The sequence below is a fragment of the Pseudomonas putida genome (assembly GCF_001636055.1).
In the GTDB taxonomy this organism is placed as follows: domain Bacteria; phylum Pseudomonadota; class Gammaproteobacteria; order Pseudomonadales; family Pseudomonadaceae; genus Aquipseudomonas; species Aquipseudomonas machongensis.
In genome coordinates this window covers 2,817,111-2,840,503 of record NZ_CP011789.1, presented here as the reverse complement: position 1 = coordinate 2,840,503, position 23,393 = coordinate 2,817,111, and the positions used below count along the sequence as shown (strand labels likewise).

General features: G+C 67.9%; 2 protein-coding genes. Both read right to left on the bottom strand.

All coding sequences use genetic code 11. The features are described from left to right. Complete coding sequence (locus AB688_RS12605) at positions 1–12,393, bottom strand: non-ribosomal peptide synthetase (RefSeq protein WP_063544440.1); 12,393 nt, start codon at positions 12,391–12,393, stop codon at positions 1–3. Beyond that, complete coding sequence (locus tag AB688_RS12600) at positions 12,393–23,393, bottom strand: non-ribosomal peptide synthetase (protein ID WP_063544438.1); 11,001 nt, start codon at positions 23,391–23,393, stop codon at positions 12,393–12,395. The genes AB688_RS12605 and AB688_RS12600 overlap by 1 nt, the downstream gene beginning before the upstream one ends.

Here is a 23,393-nt window from a genome sequence, read left to right as displayed (position 1 = left end):
TCACTCAGAAATTAGCTTCTCAAGCTCATCTCCTGTTAAACGTTCCAGGGCCTCCAAGGATTTAGCCAGTTCATCCATCAAAGGATCGTTGCCCACATCCAGTGCTTGCACCGAAGCACTGAACTCGCCCAGGTGCCGCGCGTTGAACAGGGTCTTGAGCGGGACCTCGATGCCCAGGTGCTCGCGAATCCGCACGATCACCTGGGTCGCCAGCAGCGAATGTCCACCGAGGGCGAAGAAGTCATCGTCCAGACCCACCTGCGGTACTTGCAGCACGTCCTTCCAGATCTGCGCCAGTTGTTGTTCGCGCTCGCTGCGCGGTGCCACGTAGCGGGCCTGGGCCAGCTCCGGAGACGGCAGCGCACGACGTTCCAGCTTGCCGTTGGGGCTCAGCGGCAATTGATCGAGCAGCAGCAGGTGCACCGGCACCATGTAGTCCGGCAGCACCGCACCGAGGCGTTCGCGCAAGGTGGCGCGCAAGGCTTCGGCCGCCGCGTCGTCCGCCACTGGCGTGCTTGGCACCAGATAACCGGCCAGTTGCAGGCCACCGGCCCCCGGCACCGCCAGCACCACGGCTTCGCGCACTTCGTCCTGCTCCATCAGCCGTGCTTCGATCTCGCCCAGCTCGATGCGCAGCCCGCGAATCTTCACCTGATGGTCGATACGCCCCATGTACTCGATCACCCCGTCGGCACGGTAGCGCGCCAGGTCGCCGGTGCGGTACAGCCGCTCGCCGTCACCGAAGGGGCTGGCGACGAAGCGTTCGGCAGTCAGCCCCGGACGACGGTGATAACCCCGCGCCAGGCCGGTGCCGCCCAGGTACAGCTCGCCTACCACACCCACCGCCACCGGACCGAGGCCGGCATCCAGCACGTAGGTCTGCAAGTTGGCGATCGGCTCGCCGATCGGCACGCTGTCGCGGCCTTCTTCGCGGCAGGTCCAGTGGGTCACGTCGATGGCCGCTTCGGTCGGGCCATACAGGTTGTACAGCCCGGCATTCGGCAGCTTGTCGAACACCTGGCGCTGGGCATCCACCGGCAGCGCCTCGCCGCTGCAAACGATACGGGTCAGGCTGTCGCAGCCCGCCACCGCCGGGTCGGCGACGAAGGCCTGCAGCATCGACGGCACGAAGTGCAGCGTGGTGATGCGCTCGCGGCGAATCAGCTCGATCAGTTGCGCCGGGTCGCGGTGCAGCCCTGGCGCGGCGACCACCAGGCAAGCGCCGGTCATCAGCGGCCAGAAGAATTCCCACACCGACACGTCGAAACTGAACGGGGTTTTCTGCAACACCCGGTCCCCGGCAGTCAGGCCATAGGCCTGTTGCATCCAGCACAAGCGGTTGGTCAGCGCCCGGTGGCGGTTGCCCGCGCCCTTGGGCTTGCCGGTGGAGCCGGAGGTGTAGATCACGTAGGCGAGGTTCTCGCCAGTGACCTTGATGACCGGCGCCTGCTCGGCATAGCCGGTCAGCGGCTGGTCGAGCAGCAGGCACTCCAGGCCCTGCGGCAGCGGCAACTGCTCGCGCAGGTGCGATTGGGTCAGCAGCAGTTCGATGCCGCTGTCCTCGATCATGTAGGCCAGGCGCTCGCGCGGGTATTCCGGGTCCAGCGGCACATAGGCGCCACCGGCCTTGATCACCGCCAGCAACGCCACGACCATTTCCACGCTGCGCTCGGCCGCCACGCCCACCAGTACATCCGGGCCCACGCCCGCCGCTTGCAGGCGGTGCGCCCACTGGTTGGCCAGGGCGTCGAGCTGGCGGTAGCTGAGCTGACGTTCGCCGAACACCAGCGCCGTGGCCTCCGGCGTGGCCTCGACCTGACGCTGGATCAGCGCCTGGACGCTGTGCTCCAGCGGGTACTCGACTGCGGTGGCGTTCCACGCTTCCAACGGCAAGGCACGCTCATGGGCGTCGAGCATCGACACCTCGCCCAAGGCCCGTGTGGCCGAAACGGCCAGGCCTTCCAGCAGCAGGCCCAGGTGCGCGGCCAGGCGCTCGATGGTCGCCGCCTCGAAGCTGTCGCCGTCGTAGCTGTAGTGCAGCAGCAGGCTCGCCCCCTGGTTGACCGCCAGGGTCAGCGGGTAGCTGGTCTGCTCGTGGTTGCTCACCGCGTCGAAACGCAGCGCCTCGGGCGCAGCCTGCTCCAGCACTTCGGAGACCGGGAAGTTCTCGAACACCAGCAGCGTGTCGAACAGGGCGCCACCGCCCTGCCCGGCCAGGCGCTGGATCTCGTACAACGGCGCATGCTCGAACTCGCGCAGCGCCAGGTTGCGCGCCTGCACGGCCTGCAGGCAGTCGGCCACGGTCTGTTGCGGGGTCGGCGTGGCGACCACTGGCAAGGTGTTGATGAACAGCCCCATCTGCTGCTCCATGCCCGGCAACTCCGCCGGGCGCCCGGCCACCGTCGCGCCGAAACACACGCTCGCCTGGCCGGTGTAGCGCTGCAACAGCAACAGCCAGGCCGCCTGTACCAGGGTGTTGAGGGTGACTTTCTGCTCACGGGCAAAGTTCGCCAGGCGCGCAGTGACGGCCTCGTCCACGGCGATACGGTAGTCGCCATGGGCGGCGCCGGCCGCGCGGGGCTCCTGGCGGATGGCACGGGCCAGGTGGGTAGGCTCGTCGAGCTCCGCCAGTTGCTGGCGCCAGAACGCCTCGCACGCCTCGGCGTCCTGCGCCTGCAACCAGGCGATGTAGTCACGGTAGCGCCCGACAGGCGCGGCGACCGCCTCACCGGCGTAGCGCGCCAGGACTTCGCCGAGCAGCTGCGAATGGCTCCAGCCATCCATCAGGATGTGATGGTGGGTCAACAACAGGTGATGACGGCCCGGCGCCGTGGCGATCAGTTGCACCCGCAGCAGCGGCGCCTGCTCCAGGTCGAAGCCCTGGGCACGCTCGGCCAATGCCAGTGCATCCAGTGCGCCAGCCTGGTCGGCGCGGCCCTGCCAGTCGTGCAGCGCGAACGGCACTTCGACCTGGCGTGCCACCACCTGCAGCGGCTGGCTGAGCCCACCTTGCCAGAGGAAACCGGTACGCAGAATGTCATGGTTGAGCAGCGTAGCCTGCCAGGCATCGCGGAAACGCATCGGCTCCAGCCCGTCGATGTCCACGCGCATCTGGTTGACGTAGTCGCCACTGGCCTGCTCGTAAAGGCTGTGGAACAGCATGCCCTGTTGCATGGGCGACAACGGGTAGAGGTCCTGGACACTCGCCGCCGCCACTGGCAAGGCGTCCAGCTGGGCCTGGGACAAGCGGGCCAGTGGCACGTCCGAAGGGGTCAGGCCGCCCGCCTGCGGTTGGCAGCAGTGCTCGATCAAGGCCAGCAACGCCTGGGTGTAGGCATCGGCCAGGGCCTGGATGGTGTGGTTGTCGAAACGTGCGTCGCTGAAGGTCCAGCCCAGGCTCAACTCGCCATCGAACACCTGGCCGTTGACGCTCAGCGCGTTGGCCAAGGGCGCGTCGGGGTGTTGCTCGGCGCCACGGGCCTCGTCGCAGGGCAGCCAGAACGCCGCCTCGCCGCTGGCGAAGCTGGCATCGAACTGGCCCAGGTAGTTGAAGGTGATCGACGGGGTCGGCAGGCCGGCCAGTCGCTCGCGCACCTGCGGTGCGGCAAGCTGCGACAGCACGCCAAAGCCCAGGCCTTTGTCAGGGACCGCGCGCAATTGCTCCTTGATCTGCTTGAGCGAGTCGCCCAGGCCTGCCGCCGGGGTCAGGCGCAGTGGGAACACACTGGTGAACCAGCCGACGCTGCGGGTCAGGTCGAGGTGCTCGAACAGGTCTTCGCGGCCATGGCCTTCCAGCTGCACCAGCGCATGGGCCTGGCCGGTCCAGGCGCAGACGACCTGGGCCAGGGCGGTCAGCAGCAGGTCATTGACCTGGGTGCGATAGGCTGCCGGTGCATCCTGCAGCAAGCGGCGGGTCTGCTGCTTGTCCAGTCGCGAGTAGAGCGTGCTGCCGTCGCGATTGCGCTGGCCGCCATCGGCACGGTCCCAGGGCAATTCGGCGCTCAGTTCGCGGCCCTGGGCCTGCCAGTACTCCAGTTGTTCCAGCGCATTCGTGCTGGCGTGCTGGCGCAGTTGCTCGACCCAGTCGCGCTGCGAGCTGGTCTTGCCCGGCAGGGCCAGGGGCTTGCCGCTGCTCAGTTGCTCGAAGGCCAGTTGCAGGTCTTCGAACAGGATGCGCCACGACACGCCGTCCACCGCCAGGTGGTGGATCACCAGCAACAGGCGCTGGCTGCCGTCCGGCAGGTCCGCCAGTACGGCGCGCAGCAGCGGGCCATCGCCCAGCGACAGGCTGCGCTGGGCCGATTCGGCCAGGGCTTCCAGTTCGTCGGCAGTGTTCAGGGTGCGTTGCCAGAGCAGCTCAGTCGGCTGCTCGCCGAGCGGACGGTAATGCGCCTGCCAGCCGGTCTCGCTTTCGGTGAAGCTCAGGCGCAGCGCATCGTGGTGCGCGACCAGCGCCTGCAATGCCTGCTCCAGGTAACCCGCGTGCAGCGGCTGGGCCGGCTTGAGCAGCACCGACTGGTTCCAGTGGTGACGCTCGGGGATATCGGTGTCGAAGAACGCTTGCTGGATCGGCAAAAGCGGCATCTCGCCAGTTAGCGGGCCCTGCTCGATCAGTTGCACGCCCTCACCTTCCTGGGCAACGGTCGCCAGCCCTTGAACGGTCTGGTGCTGGAACAGCGCCTTGGGCGTGAAGCGAATACCCGCCTGACGCGCACGGCTGACCACCTGGATCGAGATGATCGAATCGCCGCCCAGTTCGAAGAAGTTGTCGGTCACGCCAATCGGCGAAACCTTCAAGACTTCCTCCCAGATCGCCACCAGGCGTTTTTCCAGCACGCTGCGCGGCGCTACCTGGCGCGTCGGGGCAGTTGCCTGCGGCGTGGGCAGCGCCTTGCGGTCGAGCTTGCCGTTGGGGGTCAGTGGCAGACGTTCGAGGAACAGCCAGTGGGTCGGCACCATGTAGTCCGGCAGGGTCTGTTGCAGGTTGGCTTTCAACACACTGCGCAATTCGCTTTCGTCGGCGCCAAGGTCATTCGCCACCACGTAGGCGACCAGTTGCTGAACGCCATTGAGCTCGACGGCCAGCACCGCCGATTCGCGCAACAGGCCCTGGGCCTGCAAGCGCGCTTCGATTTCACCCAGCTCGATACGCAGGCCGCGTACCTTCACCTGATGGTCCACACGTCCGGCGTACTCCAGCACGCCGTCTTCGCGGTAGCGCGCCAGGTCGCCGGTGCGGTATAGCCGCGAGCCGTCCGCCGCGAACGGGTCCGGCAGGTATTTCTCGGCGGTCAGCCCCGGGCGCAAAAGGTAGCCACGGGTGATGCCCTCGCCCGCCAGGTACAGCTCCGCCGTCGCCCCGACCGGCACCGATTGCAGCTCGCCGTCCAGCAGGTAGCTGGCGGTGTTGTGCAACGGGCGGCCAATGTTGGCCTGGCCACCCGCTTCGCGGCGGGTCCAGGTCGAATAGGTGGTGTCTTCCGAAGGGCCGTAGAGATCGTAGACATGCTGGATGTGCTCCAGCGCGTAGAGCGCCTCCACCACCGACTGCTTCAGCGGCTCACCCGCCAGGTTGACGATGCGCACGCTCGCCGGTATCTGCCCGGCACGCAGCAGCGCGCTGGCCGCCGACGGCACGCTGTTGATCAGGCGCACCCGATCCCGCGCTGCCAGTTCAGGCAGCTCCAGGGCATTGCGCGCCCCCACGATGAAACCGCCCCCCGCCAGGGTCACGAACAGCTCCCACACCGACAGGTCGAAACAGATCGAGGTGCTGGCCAGCACGCCTTGGATGTCCGCCTGGCTGTACACCTGCTGCGACCAGGCCACCAGTGCGGCGACGCTGCGGTGGGCAATGGCCACGCCTTTCGGGCGGCCAGTGGAGCCGGAGGTGTAGATCACGTAGGCCAGGTTATCGGCCACGGCGCGGGCTGGCAGGTCACTGTCGTCGCCGTCCAGATTCAGCTCATCGAGCAGTACGCTCGCGAACGCGCCATCGACCGCCAGTGCATCGAGCACCGCGCGTTCACTGATCAGTACGCGGGCAGCGCTGTCGTCGAGCATGTAGCTGACGCGCTCGGCCGGATAGTCCGGGTCCAGCGGCACATAAGCACCACCGGCCTTGAGCACTGCCAGCAGCGCCACCAGCATCGACATGCCGCGCGGCAAGGCCACGCCGACCCGCACTTCGGCGCCAACACCCAGGCTCACCAGGTGGCGGGCCAGGCGGTTGGCGCGGGCGTTGAGGGTGGCGTAGTCCAGTTGCTCATCGCCCCAGATCGCCGCCAACGCCTGCGGCGTGCGGCGTACCTGGGCTTCGATCAGATGATGGATGCACTGGCTGCGGTCGAAGTCCAGGCCATTGGCGTTCCACTGCCGTTCGATACGGGTCCGTTCACGGCCCTCCAGCAAGGTCAACTGGTGCAACGGTGCCTGAGCGTCGGCACAGAACTGCTCCAGCAGGTGCAGCAGGTGACGCGCCACGCCCTCGACGGCGCTGTCGCGCAACTGCGTGCGGTCGTAGTTGAAATGCAGCGTCAGCTCCCGCCCGGCGGCCACCGCCAGGGTCAGCGGGTAGTTGCTTTGCTCGTGGGCACGTACCGCGCTGAAGCGCAGGCCCTGGTCGCCGCCCTGCTCCAGGGCCTCGGCGATGGGGTAGTTCTCGAACACCAGCAAGGTGTCGAACAGGCCCTGGCTACCCTGCTCGGCCCACCGCTGGATTTCGAACAACGGTGTGTGCTCATGCTCGCGCAGGGCCAGGTTGACGCCCTGGACCGTCTGCAACCACTGCGCCAGCGTTTCCTGTGGATCGGGCGCGGCGATCACCGGCAGGGTATTGATGAACAGACCGATCTGCTGCTCGATGCCCTTGAGCTCGGCCGGGCGACCCGCCACGGTGGCGCCGAAGCACACGCTGCGCTGCCCGGTATAGCGCTGCAACAGCAACAGCCAGGCGGCCTGCACCAGCGTGTTGACGGTCACCTTGTGCTGGCGCGCCAGCACGCCGAGGCGCGTCATGGCCTGGGCATCGAGGCCGGCATGATGATCGGCATAACCGCCCTGCCCGCCAGGCTGCGGCGCAGGCAAGGCACGCGACAGCCAGGTCGGGGCCTGCAGGCCGTCCAGTTGCTGGCGCCAGAACGCCTCGCGGGCCTGCGCCGGCTGCCGCTGCAGCCAGCCGATGTAGTCGCGGTAGTGCCCGGACGGCGCCGCGATGGCCTGGCCGGCATAGCGCTGCAGCACTTCGCCCAGCAATTGCGCGGTGCTCCAGCCGTCCATCAGGATGTGATGGCTGGTGAAGATCAGGTGATGGCTGTTGGCACCGTTGCCCACCAGCAACAGACGCAGCAACGGCGCCTGCTCCAGGTCGAAACCTTGCTCACGGGCTTCGCGTGCCAAGGCATCGAGCCGTGCACTGTCCGGCACCTGACCATCCCAGCGCACCTCGGTGAACGGCACCTGCACCTGACGCTGCACCACCTGCAGCGGCCGGGTCAGCTCGCCCTGCCAGCGCAAGCCGGTGCGCAGGATCGCGTGGGCCTCGATGGTGGCCTGCCAGGCGGCCCGGAAGCGCACCACATCCAAGCCCTGCACATCGGCGCGCATCTGGTTGATGTAGTCACCGCCCGCCTGGTCGTAGAGCGAGTGGAACAACATGCCGTGCTGCATCGGCGACAGCGGGTAGATGTCCTCGACGGTGCTGGCGTCCAGCTGCAGCGCATCCAGGCCGGCCTGGTCCAGCTCGGCCAACGGCACATCGGACGGGGTCAGCCCGGCGTGGCCGGCCTCGGTGCAGTGCTCGACCAGGGCGCTGAGTGCCTCGCGGTAGGCATCGGCCAGGCCCTGCACAGTGGCGACTTCGAGCATCTGCGGACTGAAGGTCCAGCTCAGGCTCAACTGGCCGTCGTACACCTGGCCATTGAGGGTCAGCCAGTTGCCCAGTTGCGCAGCATCGCCCTGCTCGCGGCCACGGGCCTCGCCACTGGGGCGCAGCACTGCCTGTTGCGGGTCGAAGCTGGCGTCGAACTGGCCAAGGTAGTTGAAGGTGATACGCGGCTGCGGCAGCGCCTGCAGCGCCGCACGATCATCGGCGCTGCCAAGGTAACGCAGCACGCCGAAGCCCAGGCCCTTGTCGGGCACCGCGCGCAGTTGCTCCTTGACGCGCTTGATCGCGCTGCCCAGGTCGGCGCAGTGGTCCAGGCGCACCGGGAACAGGCTGGTGAACCAGCCAACGGTACGGGTCAGGTCGATGTCGTCGAACAGCTCCTCGCGGCCATGGCCTTCAAGCTGGACCAAGGCGCTGTCGCTCCCGCACCAGGGCGCCACGACCCGTGCCAGGGCGGTCAGCAGCAGGTCGTTGACCTGAGTGCGATAGGCCGCCGGTGCCTCTTGCAGCAGGCGCCGGGTGGTCTCGGCATCCAGCCGGGTGTGCACGGTGTGGGCCTGGGCATTGGCCAGCGAGCCCTGCGGGTCGTTCACCGGCAAGTCGCGCGGTGCGCCGGCCAGTGCCGTCTGCCAATAGGCCATCTGCCCGCGCATATCGCCCTCGGCCGCAGCCGCCAGGCGCTCGGCCCAGGCTTTGAGCGAGCTGGTCTTGGCCGGCAGCACGCATGGCTGGCCAGCGTCCAGTTGCGTCAGCGACTGTTGCAGGTCATCGAACAGGATGCGCCAGGAAATACCATCGACCACCAGGTGGTGGATGACCAGCAGCAGACGTTGGCTGCCGTCGGCGAGCTGCGCCAGCACCGCGCGCAGCAGCGAACCGTCCTCCAGCGCCAGGCTGCCCTGCGCGCGGTCGGCCAGGGCCTCCAGCGCAGCGTCGTCCTCGGCCTCGACCTGCCACAGCAAGGCCGACTGCTGGTAGAGCGCCTGCATCGCCTCTGGGGTTCGGAAGTAGGCGCCCTGGACGCCGAACGACAGGCGCAGGGCATCGTGGTGGTTCACCAGTTGGCTCAGGGCTGCGGTCAGCGTCTCGACCGACAAGGCGCGGGCGGGCTTGAGCCAGACCGACTGGTTCCAGCGCGCAGGTTCTTCAGGCAACGCGGCGAAAAACGCCTGCTGGGCCGGCAGCAGCGGCAGGCTGCCGTGCACCGGGCCCTGGTCGATGACCAGCCCCTGCCCGCCCATCTCGGCGACCTGGGCCAGGGCGCGGATGGTCTGGTGCTGGAACAATTGTTTGGGGGTGAAGCGAATACCCGCCTGGCGCGCACGGCTGACCAGCTGGATGGAGACGATCGAGTCGCCGCCCAGTTCGAAGAAGTTGTCGGTCACGCCCAGCGCCTGGCACTTGAGCACGTCCTGCCACAGCGCGTGCAGGCGCAGTTCCAGGTCGTTGGCCGGTGCGACCTGCTCGCTGCCCGCGTTGGCTTCAGGCAGCGGCAACGCCTTGCGGTCGAGCTTGCCATTGCTGGTCAACGGGAACGCGTCCAGCAGCAACAGGTGGTTGGGCACCATGTAGGCAGGCAGCTGCCCTTGCAGCGCCTCGCGCAGGGCCACCGCCAATGGCTCGTCCTGGCCCGGCTCGGGCACCACGTAGGCCAGCAACTGCTGCTCACGCGCCAGCACCAGCGCCTGGCGGACACCCGGCAGCGCGACCAGGTGTGCCTCGATCTCGCCCAGCTCGATGCGCAGGCCGCGGATCTTCACCTGATGGTCGATGCGCCCGAGGTAGTCGATCACCCCGTCGTCGGCCTGGCGCACCAGGTCGCCACTGCGGTACAGGCGCGCGCCGGGTCGGCTGGAGAACGGATCGGGGACGAAACGCTCGGCGGTCAGCGCCGGGCGCTGGTGGTAACCGCGCGCCAGGCCTTCGCCACCGATGCACAGCTCGCCGGCGGCGCCCGCCGGACACACCTGCAACGCCTCGCCCAGCACGTAGGCGCTGGCATTATCGATCGGCATGCCCAGCGGCACTACCGCCCCTGACAGCACGGCCGGGACTTCGCACGCGGTGCTGTCGATGGTCGCCTCGGTCGGGCCATAGAGATTGACCAGGCGCCCTTGCCAGCGCTCGCGCAACTGTGCACACAACTGCGCACTCAGGGCCTCGCCGCCGCACAGCACGGTGCGCAGGCTGGCCAATTGCTCAGGGCGCGCATGCGGCAGCATCGCCTGCAACAGCGACGGCGCCGATTGCAGCACGGTGATGCCGTGCGCCTGAACTTGCTCCCACAGTTGCGCCAGCGACTCATCCTGCCCCGGCGCCGCCAGTACCAGGCGCGCGCCGCAGATCAGCGGCAACCAGAACTCCCACACCGACGCATCGAAGCTGATCGCGGTCTTCTGCAGCACGCGGTCCTCGGCCGTCAGCGGCAAGCACTCGCGCATCCACGCCATGTGGTTGCCAAGGCCGGCATGCCGCACCGCCACGCCCTTGGGCTGGCCGGTGGAGCCGGAGGTGTAGATCAGGTAGGCCAGGTGCTCGCCATCCACCGCAACCTGTGGCGCGATGAAATCCCCATCCTGCACCGCGCTCGCAGGCGCGAGCGCCAGCACGTCCAGGCTCTGCGGCAGTGGCAGTTGCGTCAGCAGGGCTGGCTGGGCGAGCAGCAGGCCGATGCCGCTGTCGTCGAACATGTAGGCCAGGCGCTCGGCAGGATAGGCCGGGTCGAACGGCACATAGGCCGCACCGGCCTTGAGCACGGCCAACAGCGCCACCACCAGCTCCAGGCTGCGTTCGGCAGCGATGCCCACTCGCACCTCGGGGCCGACGCCACGGGCGATCAGCTCACGTGCCAGACGATTGGCCCGCGCGTCGAGCTCGGCATAACTGTACTGCTGCCCGGCGCAGACCACGGCGACGGCCTGCGGCGTGCGCTCGGCCTGGGCCTGCACTTGCAGGTGCACCGGGCGGGCATCGGCATGCACCACCTGCGGCCCCTGGGCACGCAAGCGCACCTGCTCGGTTTCGGCGGCGCTCATCAGCGCCAGCTCGGCGCAACGCTGGTCAGGCTCGGCGACGATGGCCGCGAGCAGCGTTTGCCAGTGAGCGACCAGGCGCTGCACGGTGCCGCGCTCGAACAGGTCGGTGGCATAGGTGAAGGCGGCGATCAGCGCGTCGTCGGACTCATGGGTTTCCAGGGTCAGGTCGAACTGCGCGGTGGGGTTGTCCCAGGCCACCCCTTCGACGCGCAGGTCACTGCCAGGTGCAGCCTGGGCCTGGCCGCGCGCCGGGGCACTGCGCTGGTGGTTGAACATGACCTGGAACAGCGGCGCATGGCTGAGGCTGCGTTGCGGTTGCAGGGCTTCGACCAGTTGCTCGAACGGCAGGTCCTGATGCTCCTGGGCGCGCAACGCGGTGTGCTTGACCTGCTCGAGGAAGGCGCGGAACGGCTGCTGCCCGTCGATCTCGGCGCGCAGCACCTGGGTGTTGACGAAGAAGCCGAGCAACCCCTCGGTTTCCGGGCGGTTGCGGTTGGCCACCGGCACCCCGACACGGATGTCGTGCTGACCGCTGTAGCGGTGCAGGAACAGTTGAAAGCTTGCCAGCAACAGCATGAACAGGGTCGCGCCCTGCCCCTGGGCCAGGCTGCGCAGTTGACGGCTGAGGTCGGCATCGAGGCTCACCTCCAGGCGCTCGCCACGCAGGCTCTGCACCGCCGGTCGCGGACGGTCGCCCGGCAGCGCCAGCAGCGGCTGCTCGCCACCCAGTTGCTCACGCCAGTAGTGCAACTGGCGCTCGCGCTCGCCGGCTTCCATCCAGTGCCGCTGCCAGATCGCATAGTCGGCGTACTGGATCGGCAGCGCCGCTGCCACGGGGACCTGCCCCTGGCTGAATGCACCGTAGGCCCGCACCAGTTCGCCGATCATGATCTGGATCGAGGCGCCGTCGGCGATGATGTGGTGCTGGACGATGGCCAGCACATGGTCGTGCTCACCCACCTTCAGCAGGCTGGCACGCACCAGCGCGCCGTCGAACAGGTCGAACACCTGCTGGGTCAGGGCTTCGACCCGGGCCTTGATGCAGGCATCCAGCGCCGCATCGCCCGGGGTGCCGGAAACCAGTTGCTCATGCGCCAGGGGTAGCCCCGCGGGCGGCAGGATACGCTGGCTCAGGCGCCCGTCCTGCTCGGCAAAGCGGGTGCGCAGGCTTTCATGGCGCTGCTCCAGCCAGTCGAGGCTGCGCTGCAGGGCGTCGATGTCCAAGTGGCCGCGCAGACGCAGCACGGTCGCCAGGTTATAGGCGGTGCTGCCAGGGTCCATCTGCCAGAGGAACCATTGACGCTCCTGGGCGTAGGACACCGGCAGCGTGTCGAAGGCTGACTGCACCTGCGGGATCGGCAGGTTGGCCGGGGACACCCCCTCCGCCAGCATCTTCTCCAGGTACAGGCGGCGCTTTTCCAGCGGCAGGGTAATGAAGCGCTGCGCGATTCTCAGGGCTGCTTGGGTTTCCATCAAACTTCCTCCATTTCGTCAAGCAGCCATTCGAGCTTGCTCAATTTCGATTCATCCACCACCTGCCCGCCTGCCTGGCCCAGCGCCTCGGCGAACTGCTCCAGCACCGGCGCCTGGAACACCAACTGCGGCGACAGCTTCAGACCCAGCGCCAGTTGCAGGCGCGAGACCACGCTGACAGCCAGCAACGAATGCCCGCCCAACTCGAAGAAGTGGTCGTGCACCCCAACCTGCTCCAGTTGCAGCACCTGCTGCCAGACCTCGGCGACCTGGCGTTCCAGGTCGGTACGTGGCGCCTGGTAGACCTGGCGTGACGCGCTGGCGTCGACGGCCGGCAAGGCCTTGCGGTCGAGCTTGCCGTTGGGGGTCAACGGCATGCGTTCAAGCACCTGGATATGCGCCGGCACCATGTAGGCCGGTAGCCGCTCGGCCAGGCTCTGGCGCAGCGCCTCGCGCAGGCCATCGCCCGCCTCGGCGGCCTCCAGCGGCACCACGTAGCCCACCAGCTGTGCGCCGCCCGCGCCGTCGCGGGCAATCACCACGGCCTCGCGGACCTGCGGATGGTCCTGCATCAGGGCCTGGATCTCGCCCAGCTCGATGCGGAAGCCGCGGATCTTCACCTGATGATCCAGACGTGCGAGGTACTCCAGGGTGCCATCGGCCAGGTGGCGCACCAGGTCGCCCGTGCGGTACAGCCGCGAGCCATCGTCGGCGAACGGATGTGGCACGAAGCGCTCGGCGCTCAGTGCCGCGCGGCCGTGGTAGCCGCGGGCCAGGCCCTCGCCACCGATCAGCAGCTCACCGGCCACGCCCGGCGCCACCGGTTGCAGATCGGGGCCGACGACGAACAAGGTGGTATTGCCGATGGCCTCGCCCAGCAGCGGTGCCGGCTGTGTGGCATCCAGGCGTCGCCGTGCCGACCAGATGGTGGTCTCGGTGGGGCCATACAGGTTCCACACTTCGCCCCCCAGGGCGAGCATGCGCAGGCTCAGTTCCGGTGCCAGCGCCTCGCCCCCGCAGAGCATGCGGCAACCACGCAGCAGCTCGGCCTGCGGGTTGTCGAGCAGCATGCGCCAGGTCGACGGCGTGGCCTGTACCACGTTCACGGCCTGCTCGCGCACCACCTCCAGCAGTTGCTCGGGATCGCGTGCAGCCTGACGATCCACCAGCACCACACGTGCGCCGCGCACCAGCGGCAGGAAGATTTCCAGGCCGAAGATATCGAACGAGAAGGTGGTCAGCGACAGCACCCGGTCTTGCGCCTGCAACCCTGGCGCTGCCGCCATGCTGTCGAGGAAGTTGCCAAGCCCCCGGTGCGGGACCATCACACCCTTGGGCCGCCCGGTGGAGCCGGAGGTGTAAATGACATAGGCCAGGTGGTCGTCAGCCACCGCTACCTGCGGGTCATGTGCCGCCAGCGCGTCCAGCGCATCCGACTCCGCTGCCAGCAGCATCTGTTGTACGCCCTGAGGCAGGGTGCGCCGTTCGGCCAGGTGGGGCTGGGTCAGCAGCAGGCCGATGCCGCTGTCCTGGATCATGTAGTCCAGGCGCTCTTCAGGGAAGTCCGGGTCCAGTGGCACGTAGGCGCCACCGGCCTTGAGCACGGCCAGCAGTGCGACCAGCATTTCCAGGCCGCGGTCCAGGCACAGCCCCACCAGGCGGTCTGGCCCCACACCCCGGGCGATCAGCCCATGGGCCAGGCGATTGGCGCGCAGGTTGAGCTCGGCATAGCTGATCGATTCAGCGCCATGAACCGCGGCGATAGCCTGGGGCTGGGCCTGAGCCATGGCCTCGAACTGGCGGTGCACTGGCAGCCAGGTCACATCGTGTCCGACCTGGCCGCTCCAGTCGTGCAGCACCTGGCGGCGCAGGGCCGCTGGCAGGCTGTCGACCTCGCCCAGCGGGCGTTCGGCATCTTCGACCAGGGCGTCGAGAATCTGCGCCAGTTGCGCTGCCAGCCCAGCGATCTGCGCCGGGGTGAAGCACTGCGGGTCGAAGCTGTATTGCAGGCTCAGTTGCTCGCCGGCGTTGACCAGCAGGGTCAAGGGGTAGTTGGTCTGTTCGAGGTTGTCGATGGCGCCGAAGCGCAGGCCATCCGGTGCACGCGCCTGCAGCACGTCCGACACCGGGTAATTCTCGAACACCAGCAGGCTGTCGAACAGGGCTTCACCCCCCTGCCCGGCCCAGCGCTGGATGTCGAACAGCGGCGTGTATTCATGCTCGCGCAGACTCAGGTTCTGCGCCTGAAGGCCCTGCAGCAGGCTGGCGACACTGTGCTGGGCGTGCAGGGTCAGCGCCACCGGCAAGGTGTTGATGAACAGACCGACCTGCTGCTCGACCCCCGCCAGCTCCGACGGGCGCCCCGCCACCGTGGCACCGAAGCACACGGTCTGCTGCCCTTGGTGGCGCTGCAACAGCAGCGCCCAGGCCGCTTGGAGCACGGTATTGAGGGTGACTTTCTGCTCGCGGGCAAACGCCGCCAGGCGCGCACTGCGCTGGGCATCGAACACCTGGTCGTGCTGGGCGTGGGCCTGCTCATCGCTGGCAGGCGTGGCGCCACGGAACACTTGGGCCAACAGGGTCGGCTCGTCCAGCTCGGCCAGTTGCGCGCGCCAGAAGTCCTGGTTGCCCTGCTGATCCTGGCGAGCCAGCCAGTCGATGTAGTCGCGGTAGCGTCCGCGTGGCGCCTCCTGTGCCTGGCCGTTGTAGTGCTGCAGCACTTCGGACAGCACCTGCGCGTGGCTCCAGCCATCCATCAGGATGTGGTGATAGGTGTAGATGAAGTGGTGACGGCCTTGGCCCAGGTCCACCAGCAGCAGACGCAACAGCGGCGCACTGGCCAGTTCGAAGCCCTGCTGGCGCTGGGCATCGGCCAGGGCCTGCAAGGCCGGGGCTGGCGCGTCCAGGTCACGCAGGTCATGGACGCTGAAAGGCACCTCGACCTGCTGGCGAACCACCTGTAGCGGCTGGGCCAGATCGCCTTCCCAGACGAAGGCGGTGCGCAGGATGTCGTGGGCCTGCACCGTGGCCTGCCACGCCGCATGGAAGCGCTGCGGGTCGAGGCCATCGATGTCGACACGCATCTGGTTGATGTAGTCGCCGCTGGCCTGCTCATAGAGGCTGTGGAACAGCATGCCTTGCTGCATCGGCGACAGTGGGTAGAGGTCCTGGATCGTCTGCGCCGCCACTGGCAGGGCATCGAGCTGGGCCTGATCGAGCCCGGCCAGGGGGAAATCCGACGGCGTCACGCCGGCGACACCGACCGTGCAGCAATGGCCGACCAAGGCCACTAGCTCACGCTGGTAGTCCTCGGCAAGACGCTGCAGCGTGGCGATATCGAAGCGCTCGCGGCTGAAGGTCCAGCTGATCTGCAAGCGCCCGTCGAACACCTGGCCGTTGAGGTTGAGCCAGTTGTCCAGCGGCGCCTCGGGTGAATGCTCGGCGCCACGGTTCTCCCCGGCAGGCAGCCAGGCAGGCGACTCGTCGGCAAAGCTGGCATCGAGCTGGCCGAGGTAGTTGAAGGTGATGCGCGGGGTCGGCAGCGCACGCAGGGCGTCGCGCACCGAGGCGTCGCCCAGGTGACGCAGCACACCGAAGCCCAGGCCGTTATCGGGGATCGCGCGCAGTTGCTCCTTGATCTGCTTGAGCGAGTCGCCCAGGCCTGCCGCCGGGGTCAGGCGCACCGGGAACACACTGGTGAACCAGCCGACGCTGCGGGTTAGGTCGAGGTGCTCGAACAGGTCTTCGCGGCCATGGCCTTCCAGTTGCACCAGGGCGTGGTCGTGGCCAGTCCAGCGGCAGATCACACGGGCCAGGGCCGTCAGCAACAGGTCGTTGATACGGGTGCGGTAGGCGGCGGGCGCCTGCTGCAACAGTTGGCGGGTCTGCTCGGCATCCAGTGTGCTGTGCACCGTCACGCCGTCGCAGTTGCGATTGGCGCCGTCCAGGCGCTGGCACGGCAGGCTGTCGTGGGCGCCTTCTAGCGTTGCACGCCAGAAGTCCAGCGACTGCTGCAAGCGCGAGCTGTGCGCGGCGCGTTGCAGTTCGCCGACCCAGTCGCGCTGCGAGCTGGTCTTGCCCGGCAGGGCCAGAGGCTTGCCGCTGCTCAGTTGCTCGAAGGCCAGTTGCAGGTCTTCGAACAGGATGCGCCACGACACACCATCCACCGCCAGGTGGTGGATCACCAGCAACAGGCGCTGGCTACCGTCCGGCAGATCGGCCAGCACGGCGCGCAGCAGCGGGCCATCGCCCAGCGACAGGCTGCGCTGGGCCGATTCGGCCAGGGCTTCCAGTTCATCGGCAGTGTTCAGGGTGCGTTGCCAGAGCAGCTCGGTTGGCTGCTCGCCAAGCGGACGGTAATGCGCCTGCCAGCCAGCATCGCTTTCGGTGAAGCTCAGGCGCAGCGCATCGTGGTGCGCGACCAACGCCTGCAACGCTTGCTCCAGGTAACCCGCATGCAGCGGCTGGGCCGGCTTGAGCAGCACCGACTGGTTCCAGTGGTGACGCTCGGGGATATCGGTGTCGAAGAACGCTTGCTGGATCGGCAAAAGCGGCATCTCGCCAGTCAACGCGCCCTGCTCGATCAGTTGCACGCCCTCGCCTTCCTGGGCCACGGTCGCCAGCCCTTGGACGGTCTGGTGCTGGAACAGCGCCTTGGGCGTGAAGCGGATACCCGCCTGACGCGCCCGGCTGACCACCTGGATCGAGATGATCGAATCGCCGCCCAGTTCGAAGAAGTTGTCGGTCACGCCAATCGGCGAAACCTTCAAGACTTCCTCCCAGATCGCCACCAGGCGTTTTTCAAGCACGCTGCGCGGTGCTACCTGGCGCGTCGGGGCACTGGCCTGCGGCGTGGGCAGCGCCTTGCGGTCGAGCTTGCCGTTGGGGGTCAGTGGCAGACGTTCGAGGAACAGCCAGTGGGTGGGCACCATGTAGTCGGGCAAGGTCTGCATGAGCCAGGCCTTGAGCGGCTCGGCATTGTCGTGCAGCGCGGGAGCGACGACATAACCCACCAGCTGGGTGCTCAGCTCGCCCTGATGCGCGATCACTGCCACTTCACGGACGTCGGCATGAGCCTGCAAACGCGCTTCGATCTCACCCAACTCGATACGCAGGCCGCGCACCTTCACCTGATGGTCCACACGTCCGGCGTACTCCAGCACGCCGTCTTCGCGGTAGCGCGCCAGGTCACCGGTGCGGTACAGCCGCGAGCCGTCCGCCGCGAACGGATCAGGCAGGTATTTCTCGGCGGTCAGCCCCGGACGCAGCAGGTAGCCGCGGGTGATGCCCTCGCCCGCCAGGTAAAGCTCCGCCGTCGCCCCGACCGGCACCGATTGCAGTTCGCCGTCCAGCAGGTAGCTGGCGGTGTTGTGCAACGGGCGGCCAATGTTGGCCTGGCCACCCGCTTCGCGGCGGGTCCAGGTCGAATAGGTGGTGTCTTCCGAAGGGCCGTAGAGATCGTAGACATGCTGGATGTGCTCCAGCGCGTAGAGCGCCTCCACCACCGACTGCTTCAGCGGCTCGCCCGCCAGGTTGACGATGCGCACGCCCGCCGGTATCTGCCCGGCACGCAGCAGCGCGCTGGCTGCCGACGGCACGCTGTTGATCAGGCGCACCCGATCCCGCGCTGCCAGCTCCGGCAGCTCCAGGGCATTGCGCGCCCCCACGATGAAACCGCCACCGGCCAGGGTCACGAACAGCTCCCACACCGACAGGTCGAAGCAGATCGAGGTGCTGGCCAGCACGCCTTGGATATCGGCTTGGCTGTACACCTGCTGCGACCAGGCCACCAGCGCGGCGACGTTGCGATGAGCAATGGCTACGCCTTTCGGGCGGCCAGTGGAGCCGGAGGTGTAGATCACGTAGGCCAGGTTGTCGGCCACGGCGCGGTCTGGCAGGTCACTGTCGTCGCCGTCCAGATTCAGCTCATCGAGCAGCACGCTCGCGAACGCGCCATCGACCGCCAGTGCATCGAGCACCGCGCGTTCGCTGATGAGTACGCGGGCAGCGCTGTCGTCGAGCATGTAGCTGACACGCTCGGCCGGGTAGTCCGGGTCCAGCGGCACGTAGGCGCCACCGGCCTTGAGCACTGCCATCAGCGCCACCAGCATCGACATACTGCGCGGCAAGGCCACGCCGACCCGCACTTCGGGGCCGACACCCAGGCTCACCAGGTGGCGGGCCAGGCGGTTGGCGCGGGCATTGAGGGTGGCGTAGTCCAGTTGCTCATCGCCCCAGATCGCCGCCAACGCCTGCGGCGTGCGGCGTACCTGGGCTTCGATCAGGCGATGGATGCACTGGCTGCGGTCGAAGGCCAGGCCGTTGGCATTCCACTGGCGTTCGATGCGCTCGCGCTCGCTGTCCTCGAGCATCGCCAGCTCGCCGACGCGCTGCTCTGGCGCTGCGACGATCGCCTGCAACAGGTTCAGCCAGTGCTGCGACAAGCGCTCGATGGTCTCTGGCAGGAACAGGTCGGTGGCGTAGGTCCAGATCGCCGACCACGCCGTACCCGACTCGAAGGTATTGAGGGTCAGGTCGAACTGCGCGGTGTGGCTGTCCCACGCCAGCGCCTCGACCTGCAGGCCCGGCACCTGCACCATGGACGCCTCGGCGGCACGCTCGCCCTGGTGGTTGAACATCACCTGGAACAGCGGGCTGTGGCTCAGGCTGCGCTCAGGGTGCAGGGCCTCGACCAGTTGCTCGAACGGCAGGTCCTGATGGGCCTGGGCTTCCAGGGCGCTATCACGTATCTGCTCGAGCAGGCGGGTGAAGGCCATGCCCGGCTCGACCTCGGCACGCAGGACCTGGGTGTTGACGAAGAAGCCGATCAGACGCTCGGTCTCCAGGCGGTTGCGGTTGGCCACCGGCACGCCGACGCGGATATCACCCTGGCCACTGTAGCGGTGCAACAGCACCTGGAAGGTGGCCAGCAGAAGCATGAACGGCGTCACCCGCAGCTCACGCGCCCGCTGTTGCAGGCCCTGGGCCAGGTTGTCCGGCAGCGCCAGCGCAAGCTGCGCGCCACGGAACGACTGTTCGGCCGGGCGTGGATGATCGGTAGGCAGTTGCAGGAACTGCTCGCCGGCAAGGCGTTCGGTCCAGTAGCCGAGCTGACGCTCGCGCTCGCCGGCCTCCATCCACTGCCGCTGCCAGATTGCATAGTCGGCGTACTGCAGCGGCAATACCGGCAGCGTGGGCGCTTCGTCCTGGCTGAAGGCGGCGTAGCATTGCACCAGTTCCTCGACCAGTACCTGCATCGACCAACCATCGGAGACGCTGTGATGCTGGGTGACGACCAACACATGGTCGTCCTGCGCCACACGCAGCAGGCGCACACGCAACAGCGGCCCCTGCTCCAGGTCGAACACCTGGGCCACCTCGGCCTGCACCCGTGCGGCCAATTCGGCCTCGGCGACCGTTTCGATCGGCAGCGCCAGCGGTACGGCGGCGTGAATGCGCTGCTGTGCACCCTGCGGCGCCTGGGCGAACGTGGTACGCAGCGACTCGTGACGCGCCAGCAGGCTGTCGAAGCTGCGCTGCAACGCCGGCACATTCAGCGCGCCGCGCAGGCGCAAGGCGCTGGGGATGTTGTAGGCGCTGCTGCTCGGGTCGAGTTGCCAGAGGAACCACTGGCGTTCCTGGGCGTAGGACAGCGGCGCCAGCTCGCCACGCGGTACTGGCAGCAGCGCAGGCTGTGCGGCGTCTGCGGTTGGCGTGAGGCTGGCGACGAACGCCTGCAGGGTGGTCTGTTCGAACAGGGTGCGCAGCGCCACTTGCAGGCCCAGCCCGTGACGCAGGCGCGACACCACCTGGGTGGCCAGCAGCGAATGCCCGCCCAGGGCAAAGAAATCGTCCTGCAGACCGACCCGCTCGACCTCCAGCACCTGCTGCCAGATCTGCGCGACTTGCTGCTCCAGCGCCGTGCGCGGCGCCTGGTAATCCTCCTGGCGCAGGGTCGGGGCCGGCAGCGCCGCGCGGTCGAGCTTGCCGTTGAGGGTCAGCGGCAGGCTGTCCAGGCACAGGATATGCACTGGCAGCATGTATTCCGGCAGGTCGGCCTTGAGGCCGCTGCGCAGGCGCTCAACAAGCGCCGACGCCTCGCCGCTGCCCTGCTGCGCCACCACATAGGCCACCAACTGCGTACCGGCACTGCCGTCGCGAGCCAGCACCACCGCCTCGCGCACGCCCGGCAGTTGCAGCAAGCGGGCCTCGATCTCGCCCAGCTCGATACGGAAACCACGGATTTTCACCTGCTGGTCGATACGCCCGACGTACTCGATCACCCCGTCGTTGCGGTAGCGCGCCAGGTCACCGGTGCGGTACAGGCGCCCGCCATTGCCGAACAGGTCGGGCACGAAGCGCTGAGCGCTGAGGTCGCTGCGGCGATGATAGCCGCGCGCAAGCCCGGCTCCGCCGACATACAGTTCGCCGATGCATCCCGGCGCGACCGGCTCCAGCTGGCCGTCGAGCAGGTACCAGGACAGGTCGTCGATCGGCTCGCCGATCGGGCTGCTGGCTGCCCCTTCGAGATCACGCGGGCTCAGCGGACGGTAGGTGACATGCACGGTGGTTTCGGTGATGCCATACATGTTCACCAGCCGCGGCCCCTGCGCCGCGAAATGCCCGTACCACGGGCGCAGCGCCTGCACCTCCAGGGCCTCGCCGCCAAAGATCACCTGGCGCAGGGCTCCGAGCTCGGCGGCGTCACGCGTGCAGGCCACCTGCATCAGTTGCTTGAACGCCGAAGGGGTCTGGTTCAGTACCGTGACGCCTTCGCGGTGCAGCAGCGCGTGGAAATCCTCGGTGCTGCGGCTGGTCTCGTGCGGCACGATCACCAAGCGCCCGCCATGCATCAGGGCGCCAAAGATCTCCCACACCGAGAAGTCGAAGGCGTAGGAGTGGAACAGGGTCCAGACATCGTCGGCACCGAAGTGGAACCAGCGCTCGGTGGCGGCGAACAGGCGCATGACGTTGTCATGGGGCAGCAGCACGCCCTTGGGCTGGCCGGTGGAACCGGAGGTGTAGATGACATAGGCGAGCTGGCGCGGGTCGCAGGCCAGTTGCGGCGCGCCGGGGTCGGCAAGCGGCTGCGGCGACAGCGGTTCCAGCATCAGCTGGCGCACGTCCTGCGCACCCTGCACACGTGCCGCCAGGTGCGGCTGCACCAGCAGCAGGGCGATGCCGCTGTCGGCCATCATGTAGGCCAGGCGCTGGGCCGGCGCGCTGGGGTCCATGGGCACATAGGCAGCACCTGCCTTGAGCGTGGCGAGAATGGCCACGATCATTTCCAGGCTGCGCTCGACCACCAGGCCGACCCGCACCTCAGGGCCGACACCCTGCGCCAGCAGGCGATGGGCCAGGTGGTTGGCTTGGGCTTCGAGCTGGCCGTAGCTGAGCTGGCGATCATCCAGCGTGACTGCGATGGCCTCGGGACGCAGGCGCGCCTGCTCCTCGATGCGCTGGTGAATGCACTGCTGCACCGGATACTCAGCCGGACGCGGATTCCACTCGGCGATGATGTCCGCGCGCTCCTGCGCAGTGAGCAACGGCACCTGCACCAGGGGCGTATCCGGCGCTGCGATCATCTGCCCGAGCAGTTGCAGCCAGTGCCGCGCCATGCGCTCGACGGTGGCCCGCTCGAACAGGTCGGTGGCGTAGGTGAAGGCTGCCGACAGCTGCTCGCCAGCCTCGGCGGTGTCCAGGGTCAGGTCGAACTGCGCGGTGACCGTGCGCACGTCCAGCCCCTCGATGTGCAAGCCCGGCAGGTTCAGCGCCGAGGCGCCATCGCCGCCGAGGTGGTTGTGCATGACCTGGAACAGCGGGTTGACCCCGGCATTGCGCTCCGGCGCCAGGGCCTCGACCAGTTGCTCGAACGGCAGCGCCTGGTGAGCCTGGGCGCCGAGCACCGCCGTACGCACCTGCTGCAGCAGTTCACGGAAGGTATTCTGCGGGTCGATGCTGACATCCAGCACCTGGGTGTTGATGAAGAAGCCGATCAGCGCCTTGGTATCGGGGTGCTGACGGTTGGCCACCGGCACGCCGACGCGGATCTCTCGCTGGCCGCTGTAGCGGTGCAACAGCAACTGGAAGCTGGCCAGCAGGAGCATGAACGGCGTCATCCCCTGCGACTGGGCCAGGCTGCGCAGGCCTCGCTGCAACTCGCCCGGCAGCGTTACCGCCAGGCGTTCGCCGCGATGGCTGGGCTGCTGCGGGCGCGGGTGATCGAGCGGCAACTCCAGCACGGGTTGCTCGCCGCCCAGACGCGCAGCCCAATAGCCCAGCTGGCGCTCGCTCTCCCCCGCCTCCATCCAGGCCTGCTGCCAGATCGCGTAGTCGGCGTACTGGATCGATGCCGCCGCCAACGTAGGTTCGCCACCGCCGCTGAAGGCCGCATAGGCGTGTACCAGTTCCTCGACCAGCACCTGCATCGACCAGCCGTCGGAGACGATATGGTGCTGGGTCATCACCAGCACATGGTCGTCATCGGCCAGACGCAGCAGGTCGACGCGCAACAGCGGGCCCTGCTGCAAGTCGAACAGCGTCTGGGTGCGGGCCTCGACGAAGTCGCGCACGGCCTGCTCGGTATCGGCGCCGGCATCAACGGGCAGGTGCTGCAGCGGCAGCTCGAAGGCCGATGCCGGCGCCTCGATCACCTGGCGCACGCCCTCGGCCGTCTCGACGAAGCGCGTACGCAGCGATTCGTGCCGCCCCAGCAACCACTGGAAGCTGCGGGCCAGGGCCGGCACATCCAGCGTGCCCTTCAGGCGCAGGGCACTGGGGATGTGGTAGGCACTGCTGTGCGGCTCCAGTTGCCAGAGGAACCACTGGCGCTGCTGGGCGTAGGACAGCGGGATAACATCGAGGCCTTCACGGGCCGCCGGGATCGGCAACTGCCCCAGGGTCAGGCCCTTGCCGGCCAGCTTTTCCAGGAAGGCCCTGCGCTGTGACAGCGGCAACCTGATGAATCGCTGAACCAGCGCGATGTTATCCATTACAGCCAT

Coding starts and splice junctions, on each gene's coding strand:
- AB688_RS12600 (WP_063544438.1), bottom strand. CDS start 23,393: ATGGCTGTAATGGATAACATCGCGCTGGTTCAGCGATTCATCAGGTTG.
- AB688_RS12605 (WP_063544440.1), bottom strand. CDS start 12,393: ATGGAAACCCAAGCAGCCCTGAGAATCGCGCAGCGCTTCATTACCCTG.